Source organism: Flavobacterium commune (assembly GCF_001857965.1).
GTDB lineage: Bacteria > Bacteroidota > Bacteroidia > Flavobacteriales > Flavobacteriaceae > Flavobacterium > Flavobacterium commune.
The window spans coordinates 3,622,900-3,643,892 of the sequence record NZ_CP017774.1 but is presented as its reverse complement, the minus strand read 5'-3'; the positions used below and the strand labels follow the sequence as shown (position 1 = coordinate 3,643,892).

Annotated in this window: 17 protein-coding genes; 8 read left to right on the top strand and 9 right to left on the bottom strand. The window is 33.1% G+C overall.

The genetic code is table 11. The features are described from left to right. Window positions 1–304: 304 nt before the first annotated feature. From BIW12_RS15155 to tsaD, 7 genes are all read right to left on the bottom strand, one after another. Complete coding sequence (locus BIW12_RS15155) at window positions 305–874, bottom strand: hypothetical protein (RefSeq protein WP_071185888.1); 570 nt, start codon at window positions 872–874, stop codon at window positions 305–307. A gap of 1 nt (window position 875) precedes the next feature. Beyond that, a complete protein-coding gene (locus tag BIW12_RS15150; protein WP_071185887.1) occupies window positions 876–2,057 on the bottom strand; it encodes a class I SAM-dependent methyltransferase in 1,182 nt (393 codons plus the stop codon). A 2-nt stretch (window positions 2,058–2,059) separates the two neighbouring features. Then, on the bottom strand, window positions 2,060–3,151 hold the full coding sequence (locus BIW12_RS15145) for an AI-2E family transporter (RefSeq protein ID WP_071185886.1): 1,092 nt from the start codon (window positions 3,149–3,151) through the stop codon (window positions 2,060–2,062). Window positions 3,152–3,183: 32 nt separating this feature from the next. Then, the gene (locus BIW12_RS15140; RefSeq protein ID WP_071185885.1) at window positions 3,184–3,687 is read right to left on the bottom strand and encodes a TrmH family RNA methyltransferase; all 504 of its coding nucleotides are present in this window, start codon (window positions 3,685–3,687) and stop codon (window positions 3,184–3,186) included. A 5-nt stretch (window positions 3,688–3,692) separates the two neighbouring features. Beyond that, complete coding sequence (locus BIW12_RS15135; RefSeq protein WP_071185884.1) at window positions 3,693–4,331, bottom strand: DUF4159 domain-containing protein; 639 nt, start codon at window positions 4,329–4,331, stop codon at window positions 3,693–3,695. A 68-nt stretch (window positions 4,332–4,399) separates the two neighbouring features. Beyond that, complete coding sequence (locus BIW12_RS15130) at window positions 4,400–5,107, bottom strand: 16S rRNA (uracil(1498)-N(3))-methyltransferase (RefSeq protein WP_071185883.1); 708 nt, start codon at window positions 5,105–5,107, stop codon at window positions 4,400–4,402. A gap of 3 nt (window positions 5,108–5,110) precedes the next feature. Beyond that, window positions 5,111–6,133: a tRNA (adenosine(37)-N6)-threonylcarbamoyltransferase complex transferase subunit TsaD gene (gene tsaD / locus BIW12_RS15125; protein ID WP_071185882.1), complete on the bottom strand. Its 1,023-nt coding sequence runs from the start codon at window positions 6,131–6,133 to the stop codon at window positions 5,111–5,113. Window positions 6,134–6,338: 205 nt separating this feature from the next. Between tsaD and BIW12_RS15120 the strand changes: the two genes are divergently transcribed. The 5 genes from BIW12_RS15120 (at window position 6,339) to BIW12_RS15100 (ending at window position 14,445) form a co-directional block, all read left to right on the top strand. Further along, window positions 6,339–10,775 (top strand): translocation/assembly module TamB domain-containing protein, encoded by a 4,437-nt coding sequence (locus BIW12_RS15120; RefSeq protein ID WP_071185881.1) that lies wholly within the window; start codon window positions 6,339–6,341, stop codon window positions 10,773–10,775. A 228-nt stretch (window positions 10,776–11,003) separates the two neighbouring features. Continuing rightward, entirely contained in the window at window positions 11,004–11,990 is a 987-nt protein-coding gene (gene pfkA / locus BIW12_RS15115; protein ID WP_071185880.1) for a 6-phosphofructokinase, read from the top strand. Between the two features lie 78 nt (window positions 11,991–12,068). Beyond that, complete coding sequence (gene gap, locus BIW12_RS15110; protein ID WP_071185879.1) at window positions 12,069–13,073, top strand: type I glyceraldehyde-3-phosphate dehydrogenase; 1,005 nt, start codon at window positions 12,069–12,071, stop codon at window positions 13,071–13,073. 140 nt (window positions 13,074–13,213) lie between these two features. Further along, window positions 13,214–14,065 carry an N-acetylglucosamine kinase gene (locus BIW12_RS15105; RefSeq protein WP_071185878.1) on the top strand — a complete coding sequence of 284 codons (852 nt, stop codon included), beginning with the start codon at window positions 13,214–13,216 and terminating at the stop codon, window positions 14,063–14,065. 5 nt (window positions 14,066–14,070) lie between these two features. Continuing rightward, complete coding sequence (locus BIW12_RS15100) at window positions 14,071–14,445, top strand: methylglyoxal synthase (protein ID WP_071185877.1); 375 nt, start codon at window positions 14,071–14,073, stop codon at window positions 14,443–14,445. Here the strand turns inward: BIW12_RS15100 and BIW12_RS15095 are convergent. Both BIW12_RS15095 and BIW12_RS15090 read right to left on the bottom strand, forming a co-directional pair. Further along, window positions 14,435–14,815: a RidA family protein gene (locus BIW12_RS15095; protein WP_071185876.1), complete on the bottom strand. Its 381-nt coding sequence runs from the start codon at window positions 14,813–14,815 to the stop codon at window positions 14,435–14,437. The genes BIW12_RS15100 and BIW12_RS15095 overlap by 11 nt on opposite strands. Window positions 14,816–14,862: 47 nt before the next feature. Next, the gene (locus tag BIW12_RS15090; RefSeq protein ID WP_071185875.1) at window positions 14,863–17,610 is read right to left on the bottom strand and encodes a putative LPS assembly protein LptD; all 2,748 of its coding nucleotides are present in this window, start codon (window positions 17,608–17,610) and stop codon (window positions 14,863–14,865) included. A gap of 92 nt (window positions 17,611–17,702) precedes the next feature. Here BIW12_RS15090 and BIW12_RS15085 point away from each other — a divergent pair, with 92 nt between their 5' ends. The 3 genes from BIW12_RS15085 to BIW12_RS15075 are packed head-to-tail and all read left to right on the top strand — an operon-like array spanning window position 17,703 to window position 20,990. Further along, window positions 17,703–18,791 (top strand): N-acetylmuramoyl-L-alanine amidase family protein, encoded by a 1,089-nt coding sequence (locus BIW12_RS15085; protein WP_071185874.1) that lies wholly within the window; start codon window positions 17,703–17,705, stop codon window positions 18,789–18,791. Between the two features lie 59 nt (window positions 18,792–18,850). Then, a complete protein-coding gene (locus BIW12_RS15080; RefSeq protein WP_071185873.1) occupies window positions 18,851–19,981 on the top strand; it encodes an N-acetylmuramoyl-L-alanine amidase family protein in 1,131 nt (376 codons plus the stop codon). A 46-nt stretch (window positions 19,982–20,027) separates the two neighbouring features. Next, a complete protein-coding gene (locus tag BIW12_RS15075; protein WP_071185872.1) occupies window positions 20,028–20,990 on the top strand; it encodes an MlaD family protein in 963 nt (320 codons plus the stop codon). Window positions 20,991–20,993: the final 3 nt, after the last annotated feature.

Sequence of the window (20,993 nt, the reverse complement as noted above, 5' to 3'; positions counted from 1 at the left end):
TACAATTTTCTCAAATTAAATTCTTTGTACAAAAATAGGTTGCTCCGTTGGAGCTTTATTTAACTAATAATTACCGTTTTCTACAAATATTTAGTTACTAAAGGATTATTTTAGTCCCATTGGCATCTAACTGTTTGTAGAAAATGAGAATTCTCCAAAAAAGCTCCAGAGGAGCGACCTGTCATTGTAAATTTTCTCTTTAACGGATATTGGTTTAATATAAAATCCAATACTTTCAAGCAGATAAATTGAAAGTGTTGGCTTTTTATGATAAATCAAATAAAGAATAAAGTAGGCTATTGATTTAGTTTTCGATACATTTTAAATTATTAATAAAATAAGTTTCGGGTTGATATGTTTTTCCATTTAGTTCAGAAACCAATTGTTTTTTAACAATATAATCTTCTGTATCCGATAAATATTTTATTCGCATTAATGAAAGTGGCGAACTTTTCAAGTCTTCCATTGTTCCTTTCATAAACATGAAATTTCCAACGATGACACGGTTGTCAAAACCATTTTCGTCTCTAATCATGCTTCCACAGTATTCCAAATTGGTATGCACCAGAGTAATTACTTTTCCGTTGTTGAGTTGTAGATACAATCTGGAGTTTTTATCAAAACAATTGGCTTTAATAAAACCTTTGCTTTTTTGAATAAGTTGCACATTGAGCGTTGGCAAACCATCTGTTAAAGACAAAGTGTAAAAAATATAGCTGGAAGTTCCTGCGAAAATTTTCTCAGAAATCAGGTATTCTTTGGTTAGTTTGTAGGTTCCTAGGGAATCTTTTATGTTAGTTGCGTAGTCGCAATCTTTTTGCGCAAAAGTGTTTAATGATAAGAAGAATAAGGCGGTAAGTAATAGTTTTTTCATTTTAATTTATTTTGGCGCAAATTAATACTATTTTATTATTATTTGCATCTGTGGTAAAAAAAGTATATAAATTTCCACCCTCTTTGATTTTCCATTTTTTTCGAATGTTTTCCACCGTTTCGGGAAAATTTCGAGTAGTAATATTGGATTGTTTTCCGCTCATTTGGTTCTTCATTTCGATTTTATTATACGGAAAAGCCGTCGTTATTTCAAAAATTCTACCCGGAAACGATAGAATTTCATCAGAAGTATATAAATGAGAATGTTTGTGTAATTTATTGATGTTGTAGTTAATAGCAACTTCATCAAAGCCTCCCGATTTCATGATAGCACTATTGGGTTCGTACAAATATTTTTTAGGCAAACTATAATCAGGAAATACCGATTCCTGATTCATTAAAAACTCAAATGTATTAATAACGCCTTTGTTGATGTTGACCGTTTTCAAAGTGATTTCCCCCTCATAATCTTTATGCAATTCCCATAAAAGTTCTTTTACTTCGTTTTCCAGGGCTACAATATGAATGGTTTTTACGTTTTTCAATTCGGATAATCCTGCTGAAATATCTAATAAAGGCGCGGTTTTGATTAAGATGGCATCCGAATTTTCTAAATAAAAATCAAGATTTTCGGGAACATTGGGCAAACAGTCTTTGAGCATAAAAACTTTGCCTTTGGTATCATTTCGCCTTGAAGGATCAATGTAAATCCAATCCCATTTTCGATTCAAAGTTTTTAAGGTTTCAAAACTGTCGCCAGCATGACATTCGATATTTTTAATGTTGAGCTGTTCGAAATTGTGTTGTACAATAGCCGAAAGCTCTGAGTTTATTTCGCAATGCACTACCGATTTGATTTTGGCAGAAAAAAAAGAATCATCTACACCAAAACCACCGGTAAGATCAATTAAATTTTCTCCCGAAAGGATACTGGTTTTGTATAAAGCCGTTGGTTCGGAAGAGGTTTGTTCTACCGAAATTTTACTGGGATAAATAATGTTTTTGGTGTTAAACCAAGTTGGTAATTTGTCTTTAGCCTTTGTTTTAGCTTCAATTTGATTCAAAATCCGAATCCATTCCACATCAGGAAATGGATTTTTTTGAAGGGCTAATTTTGAAATGGAGTTCCCTATTTGGTTTTCAATAAATTCTTGAATTTGTGGTTGTAAAATAGTAGAATCCAAACCTAAATATCTTTAGTTAGTAATTGAATGATTTTGTTTTCAGGAATGAATTCTTTTCCTATCACTTTCAGAATTGTGTACAACGGAACAGCAATAATCATCCCTAATATTCCCGAAAGAAAGCCCGCAATTAAAATGACAAGAAAGATTTCCAAAGGATGAGAACTGACACTTTTTGAAAAAATAACGGGTTGCGAAACATTATTGTCAATAATCTGAACAATCCAAAAACCGATTAATACATAGATGGTCGTAGGTAAAATTTCAGATTGGAAGTCATTTCCTAAATTACTTAACATGGTCAATAAAGCCGCTAATACAGAAGCAATCAATGGACCGATGTAAGGAATGATATTCAATACGGCACATAAAAAAGCAATAATTAAGGCATTTGGGATTCCAAAAATGATTAAAACAATCAGATATAAAAGGAATACAATGAATAATTGCAATAATAATCCAATGAAATAACGGGAAAGTAAATCGTTGATTTTTTCGAAAGAGTTCAAAAATTGCTCTTCATAACTGTCCGGGATTAGTTTTTTAGCTCCACGTAAAAAGAGTACTCTGTCTTTTAAAAAGAAAAAAGTAATAAATAATACTGAGCCTAGACCCACACCAAAACTGCTGATGGTACCTAAAATACTATTTAAAAAATCAGGAATAAAAGTGAAATTGATTTTAGAAGAAATATTAGCTTCCTTTAATACTTTGGAAGAATCAATATTGTGAGAATCTAAAAAAGCCTTGATTTGGTTGACTAATTCGCTAATGTTTTTCTCTATTTCAGCGGTATTTAGTAAAGATAAATTTTGTCCTTGAGAAGAAATTAAAGGAATAAACATTAAAACAAATCCCAAAATAATCAATACAAAAATGACTATCGTAATAATAGTTGCAAAGATGTGGCTGAATTTTAATCGTTTTTTAAAGAAATTTAAAATTGGTTTTCCAATCATCGTAAGAATGATTGAAACTACCAAATAAGTCAGAACAATGCTGATTTGATATAGAAAAAGCAAAATTAAACCGACAATAACTACGGTTAGTAAAGCGCGAAGGATTCCGTTGGATATCGTTTTTGATGTAATCATAGCAATGTTTTAGTTTATAAAGATAAAGAAACTCAAATCATTTTTGAAGTAAATTCATAAAGCGCAATACTTGCAGCCTGAACCACATTCATACTGCTGTTTTGACCAAACATATTGATGTGTACAATTTGATTTGAAATTGCCAAAAGAGCTTCGTTTATGCCATTAATTTCGCTGCCAATTATAAGTGCTATTTTTTTATCAGAAGGCAAAATCACTTCTTTTAATGCTTTGCTGCTTGAAGCAATTTCTAACGAAATTATTTCATAATTATTCTCCTGTAAGTAATTAATTAAAGTGTCGTTTTCTTCAATTACAGTGTAAGGAACGTGTAAATGGGTACTTCTGGAAGTTTTATTAATTTTTCGGGGATTTAGAGGAATGTCTTTTCCTAAGAAAATAATTTTCTCAATTCCGAAAGCTTCCCCAATTCTAAAAAGCGAACCAATATTTTGTTGGAAATAGATATTGTCACAAACCAGCGTAATAGGAAATTGCGTTTGTTTAAACTGATTTTCTTCGTGTTTTAGCTGCACTTGAATTAGTTATTAAAGATATAGTTCATAATATTAGCTCCCATTTTCAATGCTTTTTCACGTACTTCAATTGGGTCGTTATTGACTTCGGCATCTTCCCAGCCATCACCTAAATCACATTCAAAAGTATATAGCAGTACTAATCTATTGTCTATGAAAACCCCAAAAGCTTGTGGACGTTTGCCATCGTGTTCGTGTATTTTGGGTAAACCATTGGCAAAAAGATAAGGTTTTTGAAAAATAGCGTGATTAGCAGGAATTTCAATCAATTCTTTGTCAGGGAATATTTTTTTAATTTCTTTTCGAATGTATTGATCCATTCCGTAATTATCATCAATATGTAAAAAACCACCGGCTTTTAAATATTTTTGAAGATTTTGTACATCTGATTCACTAAAAACAACATTTCCGTGTCCCGTCATGTGGGTAAAAGGATAGGAAAATAAATCAGGGCTACTTGGTTCTACTGTAGCTGGTTTTGGATTAATAGTGGTGTTGATATGGCTGTTGCAAAAACGAATTAAATTATGAAGTGAAGTAGGATTGGCATACCAATCGCCACCACCGCTGTATTTTACCAAGGCAATTTCCTGGGAAAACGAGGTGAAAGAGATTAATACTAAAAGAAGATATATTTTTTTCATTTTTTAGTCCTTAGTGATTAGTCCTTAGTAGTTAGTCCTTATTGATTAAATTCATCCTAAACTAAGGACTATTCTTCATTAAAAAACACCACACTATGGCAAGCTACTAACGCTGCTGTTTCAGTTCTTAATCTGGTGTTGCCTAAAGAAACGGGAATATAATTATTCTCTAACGCCAATGCGATTTCTTTAACCGAAAAATCGCCTTCTGGGCCAATAAGTAAAGTAATATCTTCGTTGGCTTTCAAAACCGATTTCAATGTTTTTTTATCGGTTTCTTCGCAATGGGCAATTAGTAAGCTGCCATTCTTTTTTTGATTTACAAATTCTTTAAAACTAACTGCTTCGTTCAATTTTGGTAAGTAAGCTTCGTTGCATTGTTTTAACGCTGACAGGATGATTTTATCAAATCGTTCTTTGTTGATGACCTTTCTTTCGGAGCGATCACAAATAATGGGCGTAATTTCCTGAATACCAATTTCGGTAGCTTTTTCCAGAAACCATTCGTAGCGGTCGTTCATTTTTGTTGGTGCAACGGCCAGATGCAAATGGAATTTTGGCGTTTCTTTTTTCTCAAAAGAATTAATTTTGACTGTACATTTGTTATCAGATGCTAAGGTGATTTCGCATTCGAAGATATATCCCAAACCATTGGTTACAAATAAAATATCGCCATCTTTTTTTCGTAAGACTTTGATAATGTGTTTGCTTTCTTCTTTGTCGAAAGAAAAGGATTCCGTTTGCGGGTCAATATTTGGATTGTAAAATAATTGCATAGTTTAGAATTGAATTCGCGCTTTAGAAACAACTGAAGCATTTTCGAAATTTTGAGACAAGAATTTTTGATAACCTACAATCCCTATCATGGCAGCATTATCGGTCGTGTATTCAAATTTAGGGACAAATGTTTTCCAGCCGTATTTTTGTTCAGCGTCTTTTAAAGTTTGTCTGATTCCGGAATTTGCCGAAACGCCTCCGCCAATAGCTATTTGTTTAATTCCCGTTTCTTGTACAGCCAATTTTAATTTGTCCATTAAAATTTGGATAATCGTATATTGAATCGAAGCACAAATATCATTGGTGTTTTCTTCGATAAAATTTGGATTTTTTTGTTTTTCTTTTTGGATGAAATACAAGATTGCCGTTTTTAAACCTGAAAAACTAAAATCCAGTCCGGGAACTTTCGGTTTGGTAAAAGGATATGCTTTTGGATTTCCCAGTTGGGCATATTTATCTACTAAAGGCCCACCAGGATAGGGAAGTCCCAGGATTTTAGCGCTTTTGTCAAAAGCTTCACCTACAGCATCATCGGTGGTTTCGCCAATGATTTGCATATCAAAAAAGTGGTTGACTTTCACAATTTGGGTATGTCCGCCGCTAATGGTTAAGGCCAGGAAAGGAAATTCGGGTTTGTCATAACCTTCTTCGTCAATAAAATGCGCCAAAATATGTGCGTGCATGTGGTTGACCGCAATAAGTGGAATTCCCAATGCCAGTGCCATTGATTTGGCAAATGAACTACCTACTAATAAAGAACCCATTAGTCCCGGTCCTTGAGTAAATGCAATGGCTGAAAGTTGTTCTTTTTGTATATTGGCTTTTTTGAAAGCAGCATCAATTACAGGTACAATATTTTGCTGATGCGCTCTTGAAGCCAGTTCAGGAACCACACCGCCGTACTGGGTATGAATTAATTGATTCGCCACAACATTTGACAGTACTTTGTCGTTACATAAAACGGCTGCAGCAGTATCATCGCATGAACTTTCGATAGCAAGAATAAAAACCTCGGGATTTAGCATATTTGAAGGCACAATTTTTGAATTATCTATAGAAACCGATTTTATTTTTTTTAATTTTACGGCGCAGCCAAAATTAAAGAATTTTTATTAAAGGTTTTGCTCTTTCCTTAAGCAAAATAATATTTCATAAATAAAAGCAAAGCATATCAAAAAAGCCATTAAAATAACTTCGAGTATAATTCTGGGGCTCATCATTTTCCTGTTGATGCTTGGTATTGCTTTATCGTTACCAGCGGTTCAAACTAAGGTAGGTAAGTATTTAATGAATCGTATCAATAATGATTTTGGTACAAGTATCAATATTGACAAAGTTAGAGTATCAGTTTTTGGTGGAGTAAAAATTAAAAACGTATTGATTTTAGATCACCATAAGGACACTTTAATTTATACCCGAATTTTAAATACTACTATTTTTGATGTCAATGCTGTTTTAGAAGGCGATTTGTTGTTTAAGAAAATTCATCTGGATGGAGTTTTGTTTGATATGAAAACTTACAAAAACGAAAAGAAAACTAATATGGATGTTTTCATAGATGCCTTTGATTCGGGGAAACCACCTACAGGAAAACATTTTCTTCTGACATCAGATAAGGCTTACATCAATCATGGGCATTTTAGATTGACAGATGAGAATAAAGCCAATCCAAAGGATGTTGATTTTAAAAATATTAATACCGAATTGACCAATTTTAAACTCTATGGTCCTGATGTGGATATTATTATAAATAAATTATCTTTTTTAGATTCAGGAGGTTTGTTTGTAAAAGATTTAAGTACTGTTTTTAGTTATACCAAGAAAAAAATAAAGCTGGAAAATCTGGATTTAACCACTTCTGAATCCAAAATAAAAGCTGAAGTGGCGCTGAATTATAAAATTGAAGATTTTGCCCATTTTAATGATAAAGTTAAGTTTGATGTTAAGATTCATTCGGCTTCGATAGCAAGTAATGATGTCCGTTATTTTTATAATGAATTAGCTAAAAATCATTTCTTCTATATCAACAGAGCCAATATTAATGGAACTTTAAACGATTTGTATGTAAATCGTTTAAAGTTAGTTGATTCGAAAAAATCAAGAATTGAAGGAGCTATTCGTTTCAAAAATATTTTTGGAAAACAACATCAGCGATTTTATATGGATGGCGATTTTAGCCGAATCAACTCGAGTTACGATAATTTAGTGAACCTTCTTCCTAATGTTCTTGGCAAAAAACTACCGGTTGAATTAAAAACATTGGGGGGTTTTTGGATGGAAGGAAGCACCCAACTTACAGCTACAGCTATCGATGCAGCACTTAATTTGAAATCAGAAATTGGAAGAGTACAGTCGGTTTTTTCGATGACAAATATAGATTTTATTGACAAAGCGACTTATACCGGAAATGTAGTTTTTGAAAATTTTGATGTTGGAACTTTTTTAAATCGTGAAGATTTAGGAAAAGTAACCATGGATGTCAATGTAGATGGAAAAGGATTTACAGAGAAATTCTTGAACACACAGTTAAAAGGAACTATCAATACAGTTGATTATAAAAATTACAGATACAGCAATATTGTTGTTAATGGTAATTTTAAATTGCCTTATTATAAAGGACAAATTTCGGTAGATGATCCTAATCTGGATATGGAATTTGATGGTTTGGTTGATTTAAGTGCCAAAGAAAATAAATATGATTTTCATATCAATGTGGCTCATGCCAATTTGAATAAGCTGAAATTTGTAAAGGATAGTATTTCTAATTTTAAAGGTGATGTGGTGGTACAGGTCACGGGAAATACTATTGAAAATTTACAGGGAAATATTTATATAAAAGAGACTTCGTATCAAAATGTAAAGGATACTTATTTTTTTGATGATTTTAATATTAATTCCACTTTTGACGAAAAAGGAATTCGTACGCTAACAATTGATTCTCCGGATATTGTTGAAGGAAAAGTGGTGGGGCGTTTTCAATTTAGTCAATTAGGAAGATTGGCTAAGAATTCACTGGGTAGTTTATATACTAATTTTAAGCCCGAAAAAGTAAACAAAGGACAATTTTTAAGGTTTAATTTTACTATTTACAGTAAGATTGTTGAGATTTTATATCCCGAAATTGCGTTGGCAACCAATACGGTTCTTAAAGGAAACATCAAATCGGATGGTCAGGAATTTAAGATGAATTTTAATTCGCCTAAAATTGTGTATGCTAAGAATACTTTTGATAATATTAGTGTTGCTATTGATAATAAAAATCCGTTGTACAATGCTTATGTGGAATTAGATAGCATCAAAACGCCTTATTATAAAATGCGTGATTTTAGCTTGATTAACATCATCACTAAAGATACTTTACTGTTTCGTTCCGAGTTTAAAGGAGGCGAAAAAGGAGAAGATTATTTCAACCTGAATTTATACCATACTATTGATGAGGATAATAATAATGTGGTAGGTATTAGTAAATCAGAGATGAAATTCAAGGAGAATTTATGGTATTTGAATCAACAGGACCGATCGGATAATAAAATAGTTTTTGATAAATCGGTTAAGAATTTCAATTTTGATAATATCATACTTTCTCACGAAAATCAATCTGTGGCTTTGAATGGGGTGATAAAAGATAATTTGAATAAGAATTTAGAACTTAGTTTTAAAGATGTTGATTTGTATAAAATTACGCCTTTGAGCAGTAAGTTTGTGTTTAACGGAAATGTAAACGGTGCCATTCATTTTAAGCAAAACAATCAGATTTATAAGCCCACCGCTTCATTAATAGTCGATAAACTGAATATTAATAAAACCGACTTGGGAACTTTGAAGTTTGATATTGAAGGAGATCAAAATCTGGAAAAATTCAGTATTAATTCTTATTTGCAAAATGATAATCTGGAATCTTTTAATGCTAACGGAAGTTTTGAAATTGTCAACAAGAAAACGGTTCTTGATTTAAAATTGAAATTGGATAAGTTTAATTTAGGTGTTTTTAGTTCGTTAGGAGGTGACGTTTTGTCTAATATCAGAGGATTTGTAACAGGAAATTCAATTGTAACAGGAGATGTAAATAAGCCAAAAATAAGCGGACGATTGTTTGTAGATAAAGCAGGAATGACTATTCCTTATCTCAATGTTGATTATCAGTTGAGTGATCGTTCAGTAGTGGATTTGGTAGATGAGACATTTTTGTTTAGAAATAATACCATTACAGATTCTAAATTTAATACCAGAGGTTTATTGAATGGTAGTATTGAGCATAATAATTTTGCAGACTGGAAACTGGATTTTGGGATAACTTCCAAAAGGCTGGTGGTTTTAGATACCAAGGATTCTGAAGATGCTGCCTATTATGGAACTGCTTTTATTAACGGAGCTGCAACGATTAAAGGACCTACTAATGCTTTGTTGATAAAAATTGACGCAAAATCAGAGAAGGGATCCGACGTTAAAATACCTATTAATTATGCCGAGAGTGTAGGCGAGAATTCTTTTATTCACTTTGTAACACCCAAGGAAAAGTATAATAAAAAAATGGGAATTGTCGAAAATACCCGAAAGTATAATGGTCTTGAGTTAAAATTTGATTTGGACATAACGCCTGATGCCGAGGTTGAAGTGATATTAGACAGAAATTCAGGACATGGAATGCGTGGTAGAGGTTATGGTTCACTTTTGTTTGAAATTAACACTTTAGGAAAATTTAATATGTGGGGTGATTTCCAGGCTTATGAAGGAACTTATAATTTTAAATACGGCGGATTAATTGATAAGAAGTTTGATGTAAAAAAAGGAGGTTCTATTTCCTGGGAAGGGAATCCAATGCGAGCGCAGTTGAATTTACAGGCGGTTTACAAAACCATTGCGAATCCTGCTGTTTTGTTGGACAATTCTTCATTTAACCGAAAAGTCCCGGTGAATGTAGTTATTGGTATTCAGGGAGATTTAGCCAGTCCGGATCCTGATTTTAATATAGAATTCCCAACGGTGAGTAATGTTTTAAAGTCAGAAATTCAATATAAATTATACGATAAAGATGTAAGGCAAACACAGGCTTTGTATTTGCTTTCTTCGGGAGGTTTTTTGAGTCCGGAAGGAGTGAATCAGTCTGATTTTTCGGGAAGTTTGTTTGAAACCGCTTCCAGTTTGTTAGGAGATATTTTAAAGACGGATAGTGATAAGTTTAAGGTAGGACTGAATTATGTTTCTCCTGACAGAAGAATTGGTAGAGAAACCGATGGTAGAGTAGTAGCAACTATTTCGTCAAAAATTAATGAGCGTATTTCTATTAACGGAAAGGTAGGGGTTCCTTTTGGAGGAATTAATGAATCGGCAGTAGTAGGCGATGTTGAAGTTTTGTATAGGGTAAATCAGGATGGAACAATGAATTTACGATTATTCAACAGAGAAAATGATATTAATTATATTGGTCAGGGAATAGGTTATACCCAAGGTTTAGGGGTGACTTATGATGTTGATTTTGATACTTTCAGGGAATTGGTTAGTAAGATATTTAAAAAATACCGTATTCAAAATACCGGGAATACTAATGAGTATTTTCAGGATTCTAATGTAATTCCGGAGTATATTAATTTCAGTAAAAAGAAAGCTCCTAAAAAAGCTGATTCAAAAAAGAATAAAGAAGCGGTTAAAGCCGAGGACGAAGAGTAGTTTGCTAATCGATGTTGTTTTATTAAAATGTTAGATAAAGGTTAAAATAAGGTATTCTTAGTTAAATTATCTAAAAATCGATTTCTTTCAAAAAAAAGTTCAGTTTTTTTGTTTTTTGTGAAACTTATTAACGAAAACGTTTGAATTTAAGCTGATTAGTTAAAATATTAAGTCATACCCTTTTAAAGTAATTAATGTTTCTTAATTTTACCTTTCAAAACTAAAACTATGCTAAAAACAATAAAAAAAATAGGTGTTTTAACCTCAGGTGGAGATTCACCGGGAATGAATGCCGCGATACGTTCTGTAGTTCGAACTTGTGCTTATCATAATATAGAATGTGTTGGGATTTACAGAGGATACCAAGGGATGATTGAAGGAGACTTCAAAGAAATGGGACCTCGTAGTGTAAATAATATTATTAATAAAGGAGGAACGATTTTAAAATCGGCTCGTTCATCTGAATTCAGAACTGCTGAAGGAAGAAAAAAAGCACATGATAACTTAGTTAAAGAAGGAGTTGAAGCTTTAGTAGTTATCGGAGGAGACGGTACGTTTACAGGAGCTTTGATTTTTAACTCAGAATATAATTTTCCTGTAATGGGAATTCCGGGAACTATCGATAATGATATTTACGGAACAACACATACTTTAGGATATGATACTGCTTTAAATACCGTAGTAGATTGTATCGATAAAATTAGAGATACTGCCAGTTCACACAATCGTTTATTCTTTGTGGAAGTAATGGGAAGAGATGCCGGACACATTGCATTGAACGCAGGTATTGCAGGTGGTGCTGAAGAAATTTTAATTCCTGAAGAAGATTTAGGGCTAGATCGTCTATTGGAATCACTTCAAAAAAGTAAAGCTTCCGGAAAATCATCCAGTATTGTTGTAATTGCAGAAGGAGATAAAATAGGTAAAAATGTATTCGAATTAAAAGATTATGTGGATGCTAATTTGCCCGAATATGATGTTCGTGTATCTGTATTAGGACACATGCAGCGTGGAGGTTCGCCTTCTTGTTTTGATAGGGTATTAGCTAGCCGTTTAGGTGTTAAAGCTGTAGAATCATTATTAGACGGAGTGTCTAACTTTATGGTAGGATTAAAAAATGATACTGTAAATCTTACTCCATTATCATTAGCCATCAAAGGTAAGTCGGAAATCGACAGAGAGTTGTTGAGAGTTTCAGATATTATCACAACTTAATAAAAATTGTAGCAGAATTAATTATTAAATTTGCGAAAATTTTTCAATCAGAATAATAAACAATAAATAAATAAAGAAATGTCAAAAGTAAAATTAGGAATAAACGGTTTCGGAAGAATCGGAAGAATTGTTTTTAGAGAGTCTTTCAACAGAGATAATGTAGAAGTTGTTGCAATCAATGACTTATTAGATGTAGATCACTTAGCTTACTTATTAAAATATGATTCAGTTCACGGTCGTTTTGATGGTGATGTTGAAGTAAAAGAAGGAAAATTATACGTAAACGGAAGAAACATCCGTATCACTGCTGAAAGAAATCCAGCTGACTTAAAATGGAATGAAGTTGACGTTGATGTAGTTGCTGAATGTACTGGTATTTTTACAACTATCGAAACTGCAAATGAGCACATTAAAGGTGGTGCTAAAAAAGTAATTATTTCTGCTCCTTCTGCTGATGCTCCAATGTTTGTAATGGGAGTAAACCACGAAACTGCAAAAGCTACTGATTTAGTTGTTTCTAACGCTTCTTGTACTACTAACTGTTTAGCTCCATTAGCTAAAGTAATTCACGATAACTTCGGAATTGTTGAAGCTTTGATGACTACTGTTCACGCTACAACTTCAACTCAAATGACTGCTGATGGTCCTTCTAGAAAAGACTGGAGAGGTGGACGTGCTGCTGCAATCAACATTATTCCTTCTTCTACAGGAGCTGCTAAAGCGGTTGGAAAAGTTATTCCTGAATTGAATGGAAAATTAACTGGTATGGCTTTCCGTGTTCCTACTGCTGACGTTTCTACTGTTGACTTAACTGTAAAAGTAGCTAAAGAAACTTCTTACGAAGAAATTATGGCTGTTTTGAAAAATGCTTCTGAAACTAACATGAAAGGTATCTTAGGATATACTGAAGATGCTGTTGTTTCTCAAGATTTTATCTCTGACAAAAGAACTTCAATCATTGATGCTACTGCAGGAATTGGTTTGAACTCTACTTTCTTTAAATTAGTATCTTGGTACGATAATGAGTACGGATACTCTAGTAAATTAATTGATTTATCTGTACATATTGCAGGTTTAAAATAATATTTTACAATTTTAGAAAATCCCGTTCGATGCGTCGAACGGGATTTTCTTATTTTATACCTCTTTTAATTAATGTAAAAACAACATTTTTAATTAAAAAGGAACAGCTTATCTAAAAACAAATCTAAAAACTAAAATAAATGAAATTAATAGTTGATAGTGGTTCTACCAAAGCCGACTGGATTGCGATAGACGATCATGGAAAAATATTATTTACAACTCAAACACTGGGTTTAAATCCGGAAATCCTGGAAGGAGATCAAATTGTAGCTCGTTTAGAGGATCGATTTGATATTCAACAAAGCAAAAAAGAGGCTACTCATTTATTTTTCTATGGTGCAGGTTGCGGAACTGACAGAATGAAAATCAGTTTGACTGCTGTTTTTCAGGATTATTTTCCAAATGCTAAAATTGTTGTGGAAGAAGATACTTATGCGGCTGTTTATGCAACTACGCCAAAAGACGAAAAAGCAATTGTTTGTATCCTGGGAACAGGTTCCAATTGCAGTTATTTTGATGGAACTCAATTGCATCAAAAAGTACAATCTTTAGGGTATATCGTTATGGATGACGCCAGTGGAAATGTTTTTGGAAAAGAATTAATCAGAAAATATTATTTTAATAAGATGCCTAAAGATTTAGCTGTTGAATTTGAAAAAGAGTTCAATGTGGATCCTGATTTTATTAAAAACAAATTATATAAAGAAGAGAATCCAAACGCTTATTTGGCCACCTTCGCTAAGTTTTTAATTCAGCATAAAGAAACTGAGTTTTGTCAAAAAATTATTCGTAAAGGAATGAAGTCTTTTGTGAAAAATTACATTCAGCAATATGATAATTGCAAAGAGGTTCCGGTTCATTTTATTGGTTCAATTGCTTATTATTTAAAAGAGGAATTGCAACATACTTTCGATAAATACAACTTACAATTAGGTAATGTTTTAAGAAGACCTATTGATGGTTTGATTTCGTATCACGTAGCTAATAAATAAGAATTATGGAAATTGCTATTATTTCACACGATGGAAAAAAAGTTGACATGGTTCAATTTTTAAATAAAAATAAAGATATTTTATCCAGAGAAAATATTCAGCTTATTGCTACCGGTACAACCGGTGGAAGAGCTGAAAAAGCAGGTTTTAAAGTAATGAAAATGCTTTCAGGACCTATAGGAGGTGATGCTCAAATAGCTGCCAGAGTGGCTGAAGGAAAAACTAATATGGTTTTCTTTTTTAAAGACCCTTTGGCAAGTCACCCACACGAACCAGATGTGAGTATGCTTGTTCGTGTATGTGACGTACACAATGTGCCTTTGGCTACTAATGAAGCTACAGCACAATTATTATTAGATGCAATTGCTACTAGAGTATAGCAATTACTGAAATTTCTACATTTACATTTTTTGGCAAACAAGCCACCTGAACCGTTTCACGAGCTGGAGCGGTTTTTTCGTTAAAATAAGAACCATAAATGCCGTTGATAGCTCCAAAATCATTCATGTTCATGATAAAAATAGTTGATTTTACAACGTTTTCAAAAGTCATTCCGGCAGCTTCCAAAACAGCTTTTAGATTTTCCATAACCTGAGTTGTTTCGGCTTCGATAGTAGCGGTAACTAAACTTCCGTCAGCTGGATTGATGGCGATTTGTCCCGAAGTGTATAAGGTGTTACCGGTAAGTATGGCTTGATTATACGGACCAATAGGAGCAGGGGCTTTTTCGGTAAAAATTACTTTTTTCATGATAATAGGGTTTTATATGAAACGAATGGTTTTGTATTTTAGTCAGATTAACGAGTAGGGTAGTTGCGTTTTTCCCATTTAATATCGCTCAACATACCTGATTTAATTCCGATAAAGAAATTCCAGTTAGCGTTATTTCCAAAAGGAGTCCAGTTAAAACTTAGTCTCCAGCTTGCTAAATCGCGTTCAAATCGCAATTGGGTATAGGTAACTCCGTTTTGAACAAAATCATATCCTGTAGATACTCCTACTTTCCATTTTGGAGTTAAATCGGTATTGGCCGAAATCATTAGAGAATTTCCTGTAATCCTGCTTTCACGATTGTTATTGCTATAAGTAAAAGAATAAGCAAAAGTCATATCCCAAGGCAGTTTGGCATTGAAAAATTCCGAAATAGTATCTTCGCCTTCTTCCTCGCTGCCATCAAATAAACTTTGTCTGTTGTCATTCAAATCTGTTGCTGTTCCGAAAAGGTCGTCTTCACGACCACCATTTCTGGTGGTTTGCTCCGTGTTTTTATTCTTTTTATCTTCTTTATCTTTACTTGATAAAGCATAGTTTAGTGTAATATTGGCACTGGTCATTCTGAATAAGCTTCCTCCATTGTCAATATTAAATTTGTTAATTCTTCGTCCTGAATTATCAATTGCATAAGGATCTAAAGTAGTAGCAAAGTTTGCATTTAGTTTGTTTTGAAAAAATTGTGCTCCCGTACTTACTCTTACCGGAGACCAGGCCAGTGCGGTAACCCCATCGGCATCAAGATTGTAGCTGGTAGATAAATTCAGGTTGTTTAATAGCATTACTTTTTTGGGCTCTGTTTTCGTTGAATCAGCATCTCTAACTTTTGCTTCAAAGGTGTTACTGATGCTAATTCCCATCGTATTGGAATTGCTTAATCCCGGAGCGCCATAAATTCCGCCTTCAAATCGGGTGTATCGTTTGTCCATAGTTCCGCTGGCATCAGAGGCATAGGTGTCGTAATATTTTTCAAAACTTGGAGTATAAGCATACGAAATAGAGGGACGCATAACGTGTCTGATGGCTTGTATTTTTTTATTTTCACCAAAATTGAAAGTTCCGTAAATAGTAGTTCCTAAACTGGCAGACAGGTTATAGGTTCTAAAAGCATCAAATCCGTTTACTGTTCGGTCAACTACAGCACTTTGTTCAGCATCATAAGCTCTTCGGATGGTTTTTGCGTACCAAATCTCTTCGTAATTAACAGAAGTCGAAGCACTAAAATATTTGAATAATTTAAAGTTAGTACTCAAAGGAATACTGTGTTGCATTCCCATTTGTGCATCTTTAAACATTTCGGGTTTGAAAAACAACGAATCGGTAGTGGTAATGGAATTACGTCCGTTTAAATTATACTGTAAGTTGATGTTTTTGAAAAAACCTTTTTTTACACCATCTTTTCCAACAAAGGGGTACATTCTGTCTAAGCTAAATTGCAAAGTTGGCAAAGTCATATTAATGGTCTCAGTTTGGGTATTTTGCGAATGCGTAGCAGACAATGACAAACGTGCCTGAGGAATAATATTGAATGTTTTAGAGTAAGAAACTGACGAACTTAAGGTGTTGTTTAATGAAGATCCAATATTGGACTGATTAATAGATTGTTGGTAATATTTACTACTTCCTAAGTTAACCGATGCTGAGAAACTCGAATTAGGATTAGCTTTCGAATCTCTGGAATGTGACCATTGAATGTTGTATATATTTTGTCTGGAATAGTCAGGATAGCCTCTTTCACTATTGATAAGGTTTTCAAAACGGATGTTAACATTTCCTCTGTATTTGTATCGGGTAGCGTAGGAGGATTCAAATCGCATACCATAACTGCCGTTAGTGTAGTAATCTCCCAGGACAGTTAAATCGTAATGGTCACTAAGTGCAAAATAGTATCCTCCGTTTTGCAATGAAAATCCACGATTGTTTGAGTCGTTATAACTGGGTAAAATTAATCCGGAAACACTGGTTTCTTTGCTCATCGGAAAAAAAGCAAAAGGCAGGGCAATAGGTGTGGGTACATCGGCAATGACTAAATTAGTTAATCCGGTAATTACTTTTTTACCCGGAATAAATTTTACCTTATTGGTTTGAAAATAATATTCGGGATTTTCTTTATTTGTAGATGTTGTAAAACGAGCTCCTTTTAAAAAGTAAACAGAATCATTTTCTTTTTTTGTAATAGCTGCTTTTACATTAAATTCTCCCTGATCAGTTTTTGAGTTCCATATTAGGGCTTTTTTTGTTTTGAAATTAAAGCGTATCGAGTCCGGTTCTATAATATTTTCGCCCTGTTTAAAGTTGGGATATTGAGTGTATTTACCTAAAGAATCTTTAATTCGACCGGCATAAACTTCGTTTTTTTCATAATCCATTACAATTTTACCCGATTTTAATTCAATATCCTGGTAATAAAGTTCGGCATTGTCGTACAAAGTGATTAATTTCTTTTTTTGGTCAATTTTAGCGTATTGCTCTGCTTTGTATTTTACTTTTCCTTCCAAAAATGCTTTTTTGGGTTTAATACTATCGGTTTTTACGCTGTCTTTTACCTTTGTTATGCTGTCATTTACAGTGATTTCGGGCTTTTTTTGTGTTGTTGCAGTTTGTTGTTGCTTAGGAATAGCAATAGGCTTCGTTTTTTTTGTTATATCTTGCGAATATATGTTAGTTGCCCCAAATGTTAGGAAAAAGGATAGTAAAACGATATGAAATAAGTTTGTACGCAAAGGGATAAATACTATTTTTGTAAAATTATGGCTCGATTTTTGACTCGGCAAAATTAAATCTAATTTCCAGTCAAAGGCGGGTCAAAAATAAGTAAATAATACTTCTATAGGAAATACGTTTTAATTAAAATTAACTTTTGCAGATGAAATTCAATTATAAGAATCCACTTTTAAGCATTGTTTTAATCTTAGTTCTTTGTAATTCAGTTTTTTCGCAAAAAAATAACAGTTTTACAATCATTTTAGATGCAGGTCACGGAGGTAAAGATCCGGGTAATATGTATCATGGTTATAGAGAAAAAGAAATTGCTCTTAAAACAACACTTAAAGTAGGGAGTTACCTTGAAAATGATAAAGATTTTAAGATTATTTATACTCGTACCTCTGATGTGTTTATTGAATTAGAAAAACGTCCTAAAATTGCTAATAAGGCTAATGCTAATTTGTTTGTTTCAATTCATTGTAATTCGGTAAAAAATAATGCTCCTTCGGGTACAGAAACCTTTGTGATGGGATTGTCACGCAGTGATATGAATATGGAAGTGGCTAAAAATGAAAATTCGGTTATTCTTTTCGAAAATAATTACAAGGAAAAATACCAGGGATTTGACCCTAAAAAGCCCGAGTCACTTATTGGTTTAACCATGATGCAGGAGGAAAATTTAAACAGCAGTATTAATCTGGCTACTAAAATCCAAAGTAATTTTACAAATAGGTTAAAACGAAATTCAAGAGGAGTTAAGCAACAGCCGCTTTGGGTTTTGGATGCAGCATATATGCCAAGTGTTTTGATAGAATTAGGTTTTCTTTCTAATAAAACAGAAGGGGCTTTTTTAAATTCGAATGAAGGTCAGGAAAAAATGGCCCGACAAATTGCAGATGCAATTATTAAATACAAGAATGAATACTTTGGAGGTGCTAAATACAGTTCGATAGCTTCAGTAAAACCGGTGAATGCTAATAATCAAAATATTGGAACTAATAATGCTACAGATTCAGTTTATAAAGTACAGATTGCAGTAAGTACAAGGGAATTGCGTTTGGTTTCAAGTAATTTTAAGGGTCTGAAAAACGTGTCCAGTATGCGAACAGCTAACTTTTTTAAATATATGTATGGAGAAACATCTGATATTAATGAAGCTAAAAAGTTGGAAAAAGAGGCTAAAAACAAAGGTTTTCCGGATGCTTTTATTGTAGCAGTTAAAGACGGTAAAACTTCAAGGGTAAACTAAGTTCTCCTAGAAATTAAGGACTAAATTTGTAATTTTGTAAAAAATTTATGTTGAGAATAATGAAAAAATATAAAAAAACTGATGTGCTGCTTGCTGTTTTAATGATGATGGTTAGTAGTCTTGTTTTTTCACAATCCGATCAGGTATTTAAGGTTACATTGGACGCAGGTCATGGCGGACACGATTTTGGAGCGGCTTATAACGGTCATGTTGAAAAAAATATTGCTTTGGCAGTAGTTTTAAAAGTGGGTAAAATTTTGGAATCACATCCTAAAGTCAGTGTTATTTATACCCGAAAAACCGATGTTTTTATTGATTTGATCGAAAGAGCTAATATTGCTAATCGAGCTAACGCTAATATTTTTGTTTCTATTCACTGTAATGCCAATAGAAATACTGCTGCCGACGGAACAGAGACCTATGTAATGGGGATGACTAAAATTGCCTCTAACCTGGAAGCTTCTAAAAAGGAAAATGCAGTAGTTACTCTGGAAAAAGACTATCAAACAAAATACGAAGGTTTTGATCCTAATTCTCCCGAAACGATGATTGGTTTTACTTTAATGCAGGAAGAATATTTGGATAACAGTATTTCTTTAGCCAGTAAAATACAAAATGGTTTTGCAGCATTAGGTAAGAAAATCAGAGGCGGAGGAGTAAAACAAGCTCCTTTTATGGTGCTTCACAAAGCTTATATGCCGAGAGTTTTAATCGAAATGGGGTTTATTTCGAATTATGTTGAAGGAAATATTCTTGCTTCAGAAGAAGGTCAGGATGATATTGCCCGTGCTATTGCTGATGCAATCATTAGTTATAAAAGCGAATATTTTGGAGGCGAGGAATCAGAAGTTGTTAAGCCATCACAACGAATGATTGAAAATTCAGAAGACACTACCGCAAGTACTAAATCAGTTGAAGAACCTAAGAAATCAAACCCCGATATTGTTTTCAAGGTACAATTAGCCGTTTCACGTAGAAAATTAGAGTTGGCTCCTAAAAACTTCAAAGGCTTAAAAGACATATCGATGATTTCTAGTGGTAAAAATTATAAGTACTTTTATGGACAAACTTCTGATTATGAGCTTTCCAAAAATCTTTTAACAGAAGCCAAAGCTAAAGGTTTTGATTCGGCATATTTAGTTGCTTTTAAAAATGGTAATGAAATCGATATTCAAGAAGCAATTAAATAACACCAAGTCTAATTATTTATATTAAATTTGCACTAAAACTTATATTTTGATACTAACAAGAGAGATTAAAACTGCAATTTTAGTAATTGCATCGATATTATTATTTATTTGGGGTTATAGTTTTTTAAAGGGAAAAGATCTTTTTCATAGCTATACTACATTGTATGTAGAGTATGATAGTGTCGAAGGTTTGTCTCCATCAGCTCCGGTAACTTTAAATGGATTGGTTATTGGAAAAATAGAAAAAATTACAATAAACCCTAATACAGCTAAATTATTAGTTGAGTTGCAAATTGATACCGATTTCCCTATTTCTAAAAAAAGTACTGCAACTATCTATGAACCGGGATTTATAGGCGGAAAACAAATTGCCATAGAGCCTAATTTTACAGATAAAACAAATATAGAATCAGGAGATTACCTAAAAGCAAATGTGCGATTAGGAATGACCGAATCTTTGAGTAAAAAATTAGTTCCGCTTCAGGACAAAATCGAAAAAATATTAGTGAATGCCGATAATCTAATTACAGGTATTAATAATGTTTTAGACAAGAAAACACAGGATGATTTAAAGAAAAGTTTAGCTGAGTTGAGCAAAACTATGGAACAGTTTCATCAGGCTTCTGCCGGAGTTAACTCGATGTTAGCCGAAAACAAAGCTCAAATTTCGGGAACTGTTGCGAACTTTAATAAAGTTTCCAGTAATTTTTCTAAAATATCCGATTCTTTAAATAAAGCCGATTTAGGAAAAACAGTGAAGAGTTTAAATACAACTTTGACCAAAGTAAATGGAATCATGGCTGGTTTAGAAGCCGGAAACGGAAGTATGGGCAAGTTGTTAAAAGACGATGTTTTTTATAATAATTTATCCAGTACTTCTAAGGAATTAGAACTATTACTTCAGGATCTTCGTTTGTATCCTACAAGATATGTTAATGTTTCTCTTTTTGGAAAGAAAAACAAGCCCTATAAAGCACCTAATGATACCATTTCGAAGGTTAAAAACTAACAA

What these genes read in the sequence shown, in the direction of transcription:
- BIW12_RS15145 (WP_071185886.1), bottom strand. Translation starts at nt 3,151, where the DNA reads ATGATTACATCAAAAACGATATCCAACGGAATCCTTCGCGCTTTACTA.
- BIW12_RS15085 (WP_071185874.1), top strand. Translation starts at nt 17,703, where the DNA reads ATGAAATTCAATTATAAGAATCCACTTTTAAGCATTGTTTTAATCTTA.
- BIW12_RS15135 (WP_071185884.1), bottom strand. Translation starts at nt 4,331, where the DNA reads ATGAAAAAAATATATCTTCTTTTAGTATTAATCTCTTTCACCTCGTTT.
- BIW12_RS15130 (WP_071185883.1), bottom strand. Translation starts at nt 5,107, where the DNA reads ATGCAATTATTTTACAATCCAAATATTGACCCGCAAACGGAATCCTTT.
- BIW12_RS15095 (WP_071185876.1), bottom strand. Translation starts at nt 14,815, where the DNA reads ATGAAAAAAGTAATTTTTACCGAAAAAGCCCCTGCTCCTATTGGTCCG.
- BIW12_RS15080 (WP_071185873.1), top strand. Translation starts at nt 18,851, where the DNA reads ATGAAAAAATATAAAAAAACTGATGTGCTGCTTGCTGTTTTAATGATG.
- BIW12_RS15100 (WP_071185877.1), top strand. Translation starts at nt 14,071, where the DNA reads ATGGAAATTGCTATTATTTCACACGATGGAAAAAAAGTTGACATGGTT.
- gap (WP_071185879.1), top strand. Translation starts at nt 12,069, where the DNA reads ATGTCAAAAGTAAAATTAGGAATAAACGGTTTCGGAAGAATCGGAAGA.
- pfkA (WP_071185880.1), top strand. Translation starts at nt 11,004, where the DNA reads ATGCTAAAAACAATAAAAAAAATAGGTGTTTTAACCTCAGGTGGAGAT.
- BIW12_RS15105 (WP_071185878.1), top strand. Translation starts at nt 13,214, where the DNA reads ATGAAATTAATAGTTGATAGTGGTTCTACCAAAGCCGACTGGATTGCG.
- BIW12_RS15155 (WP_071185888.1), bottom strand. Translation starts at nt 874, where the DNA reads ATGAAAAAACTATTACTTACCGCCTTATTCTTCTTATCATTAAACACT.
- tsaD (WP_071185882.1), bottom strand. Translation starts at nt 6,133, where the DNA reads ATGCTAAATCCCGAGGTTTTTATTCTTGCTATCGAAAGTTCATGCGAT.
- BIW12_RS15120 (WP_071185881.1), top strand. Translation starts at nt 6,339, where the DNA reads ATGCTTGGTATTGCTTTATCGTTACCAGCGGTTCAAACTAAGGTAGGT.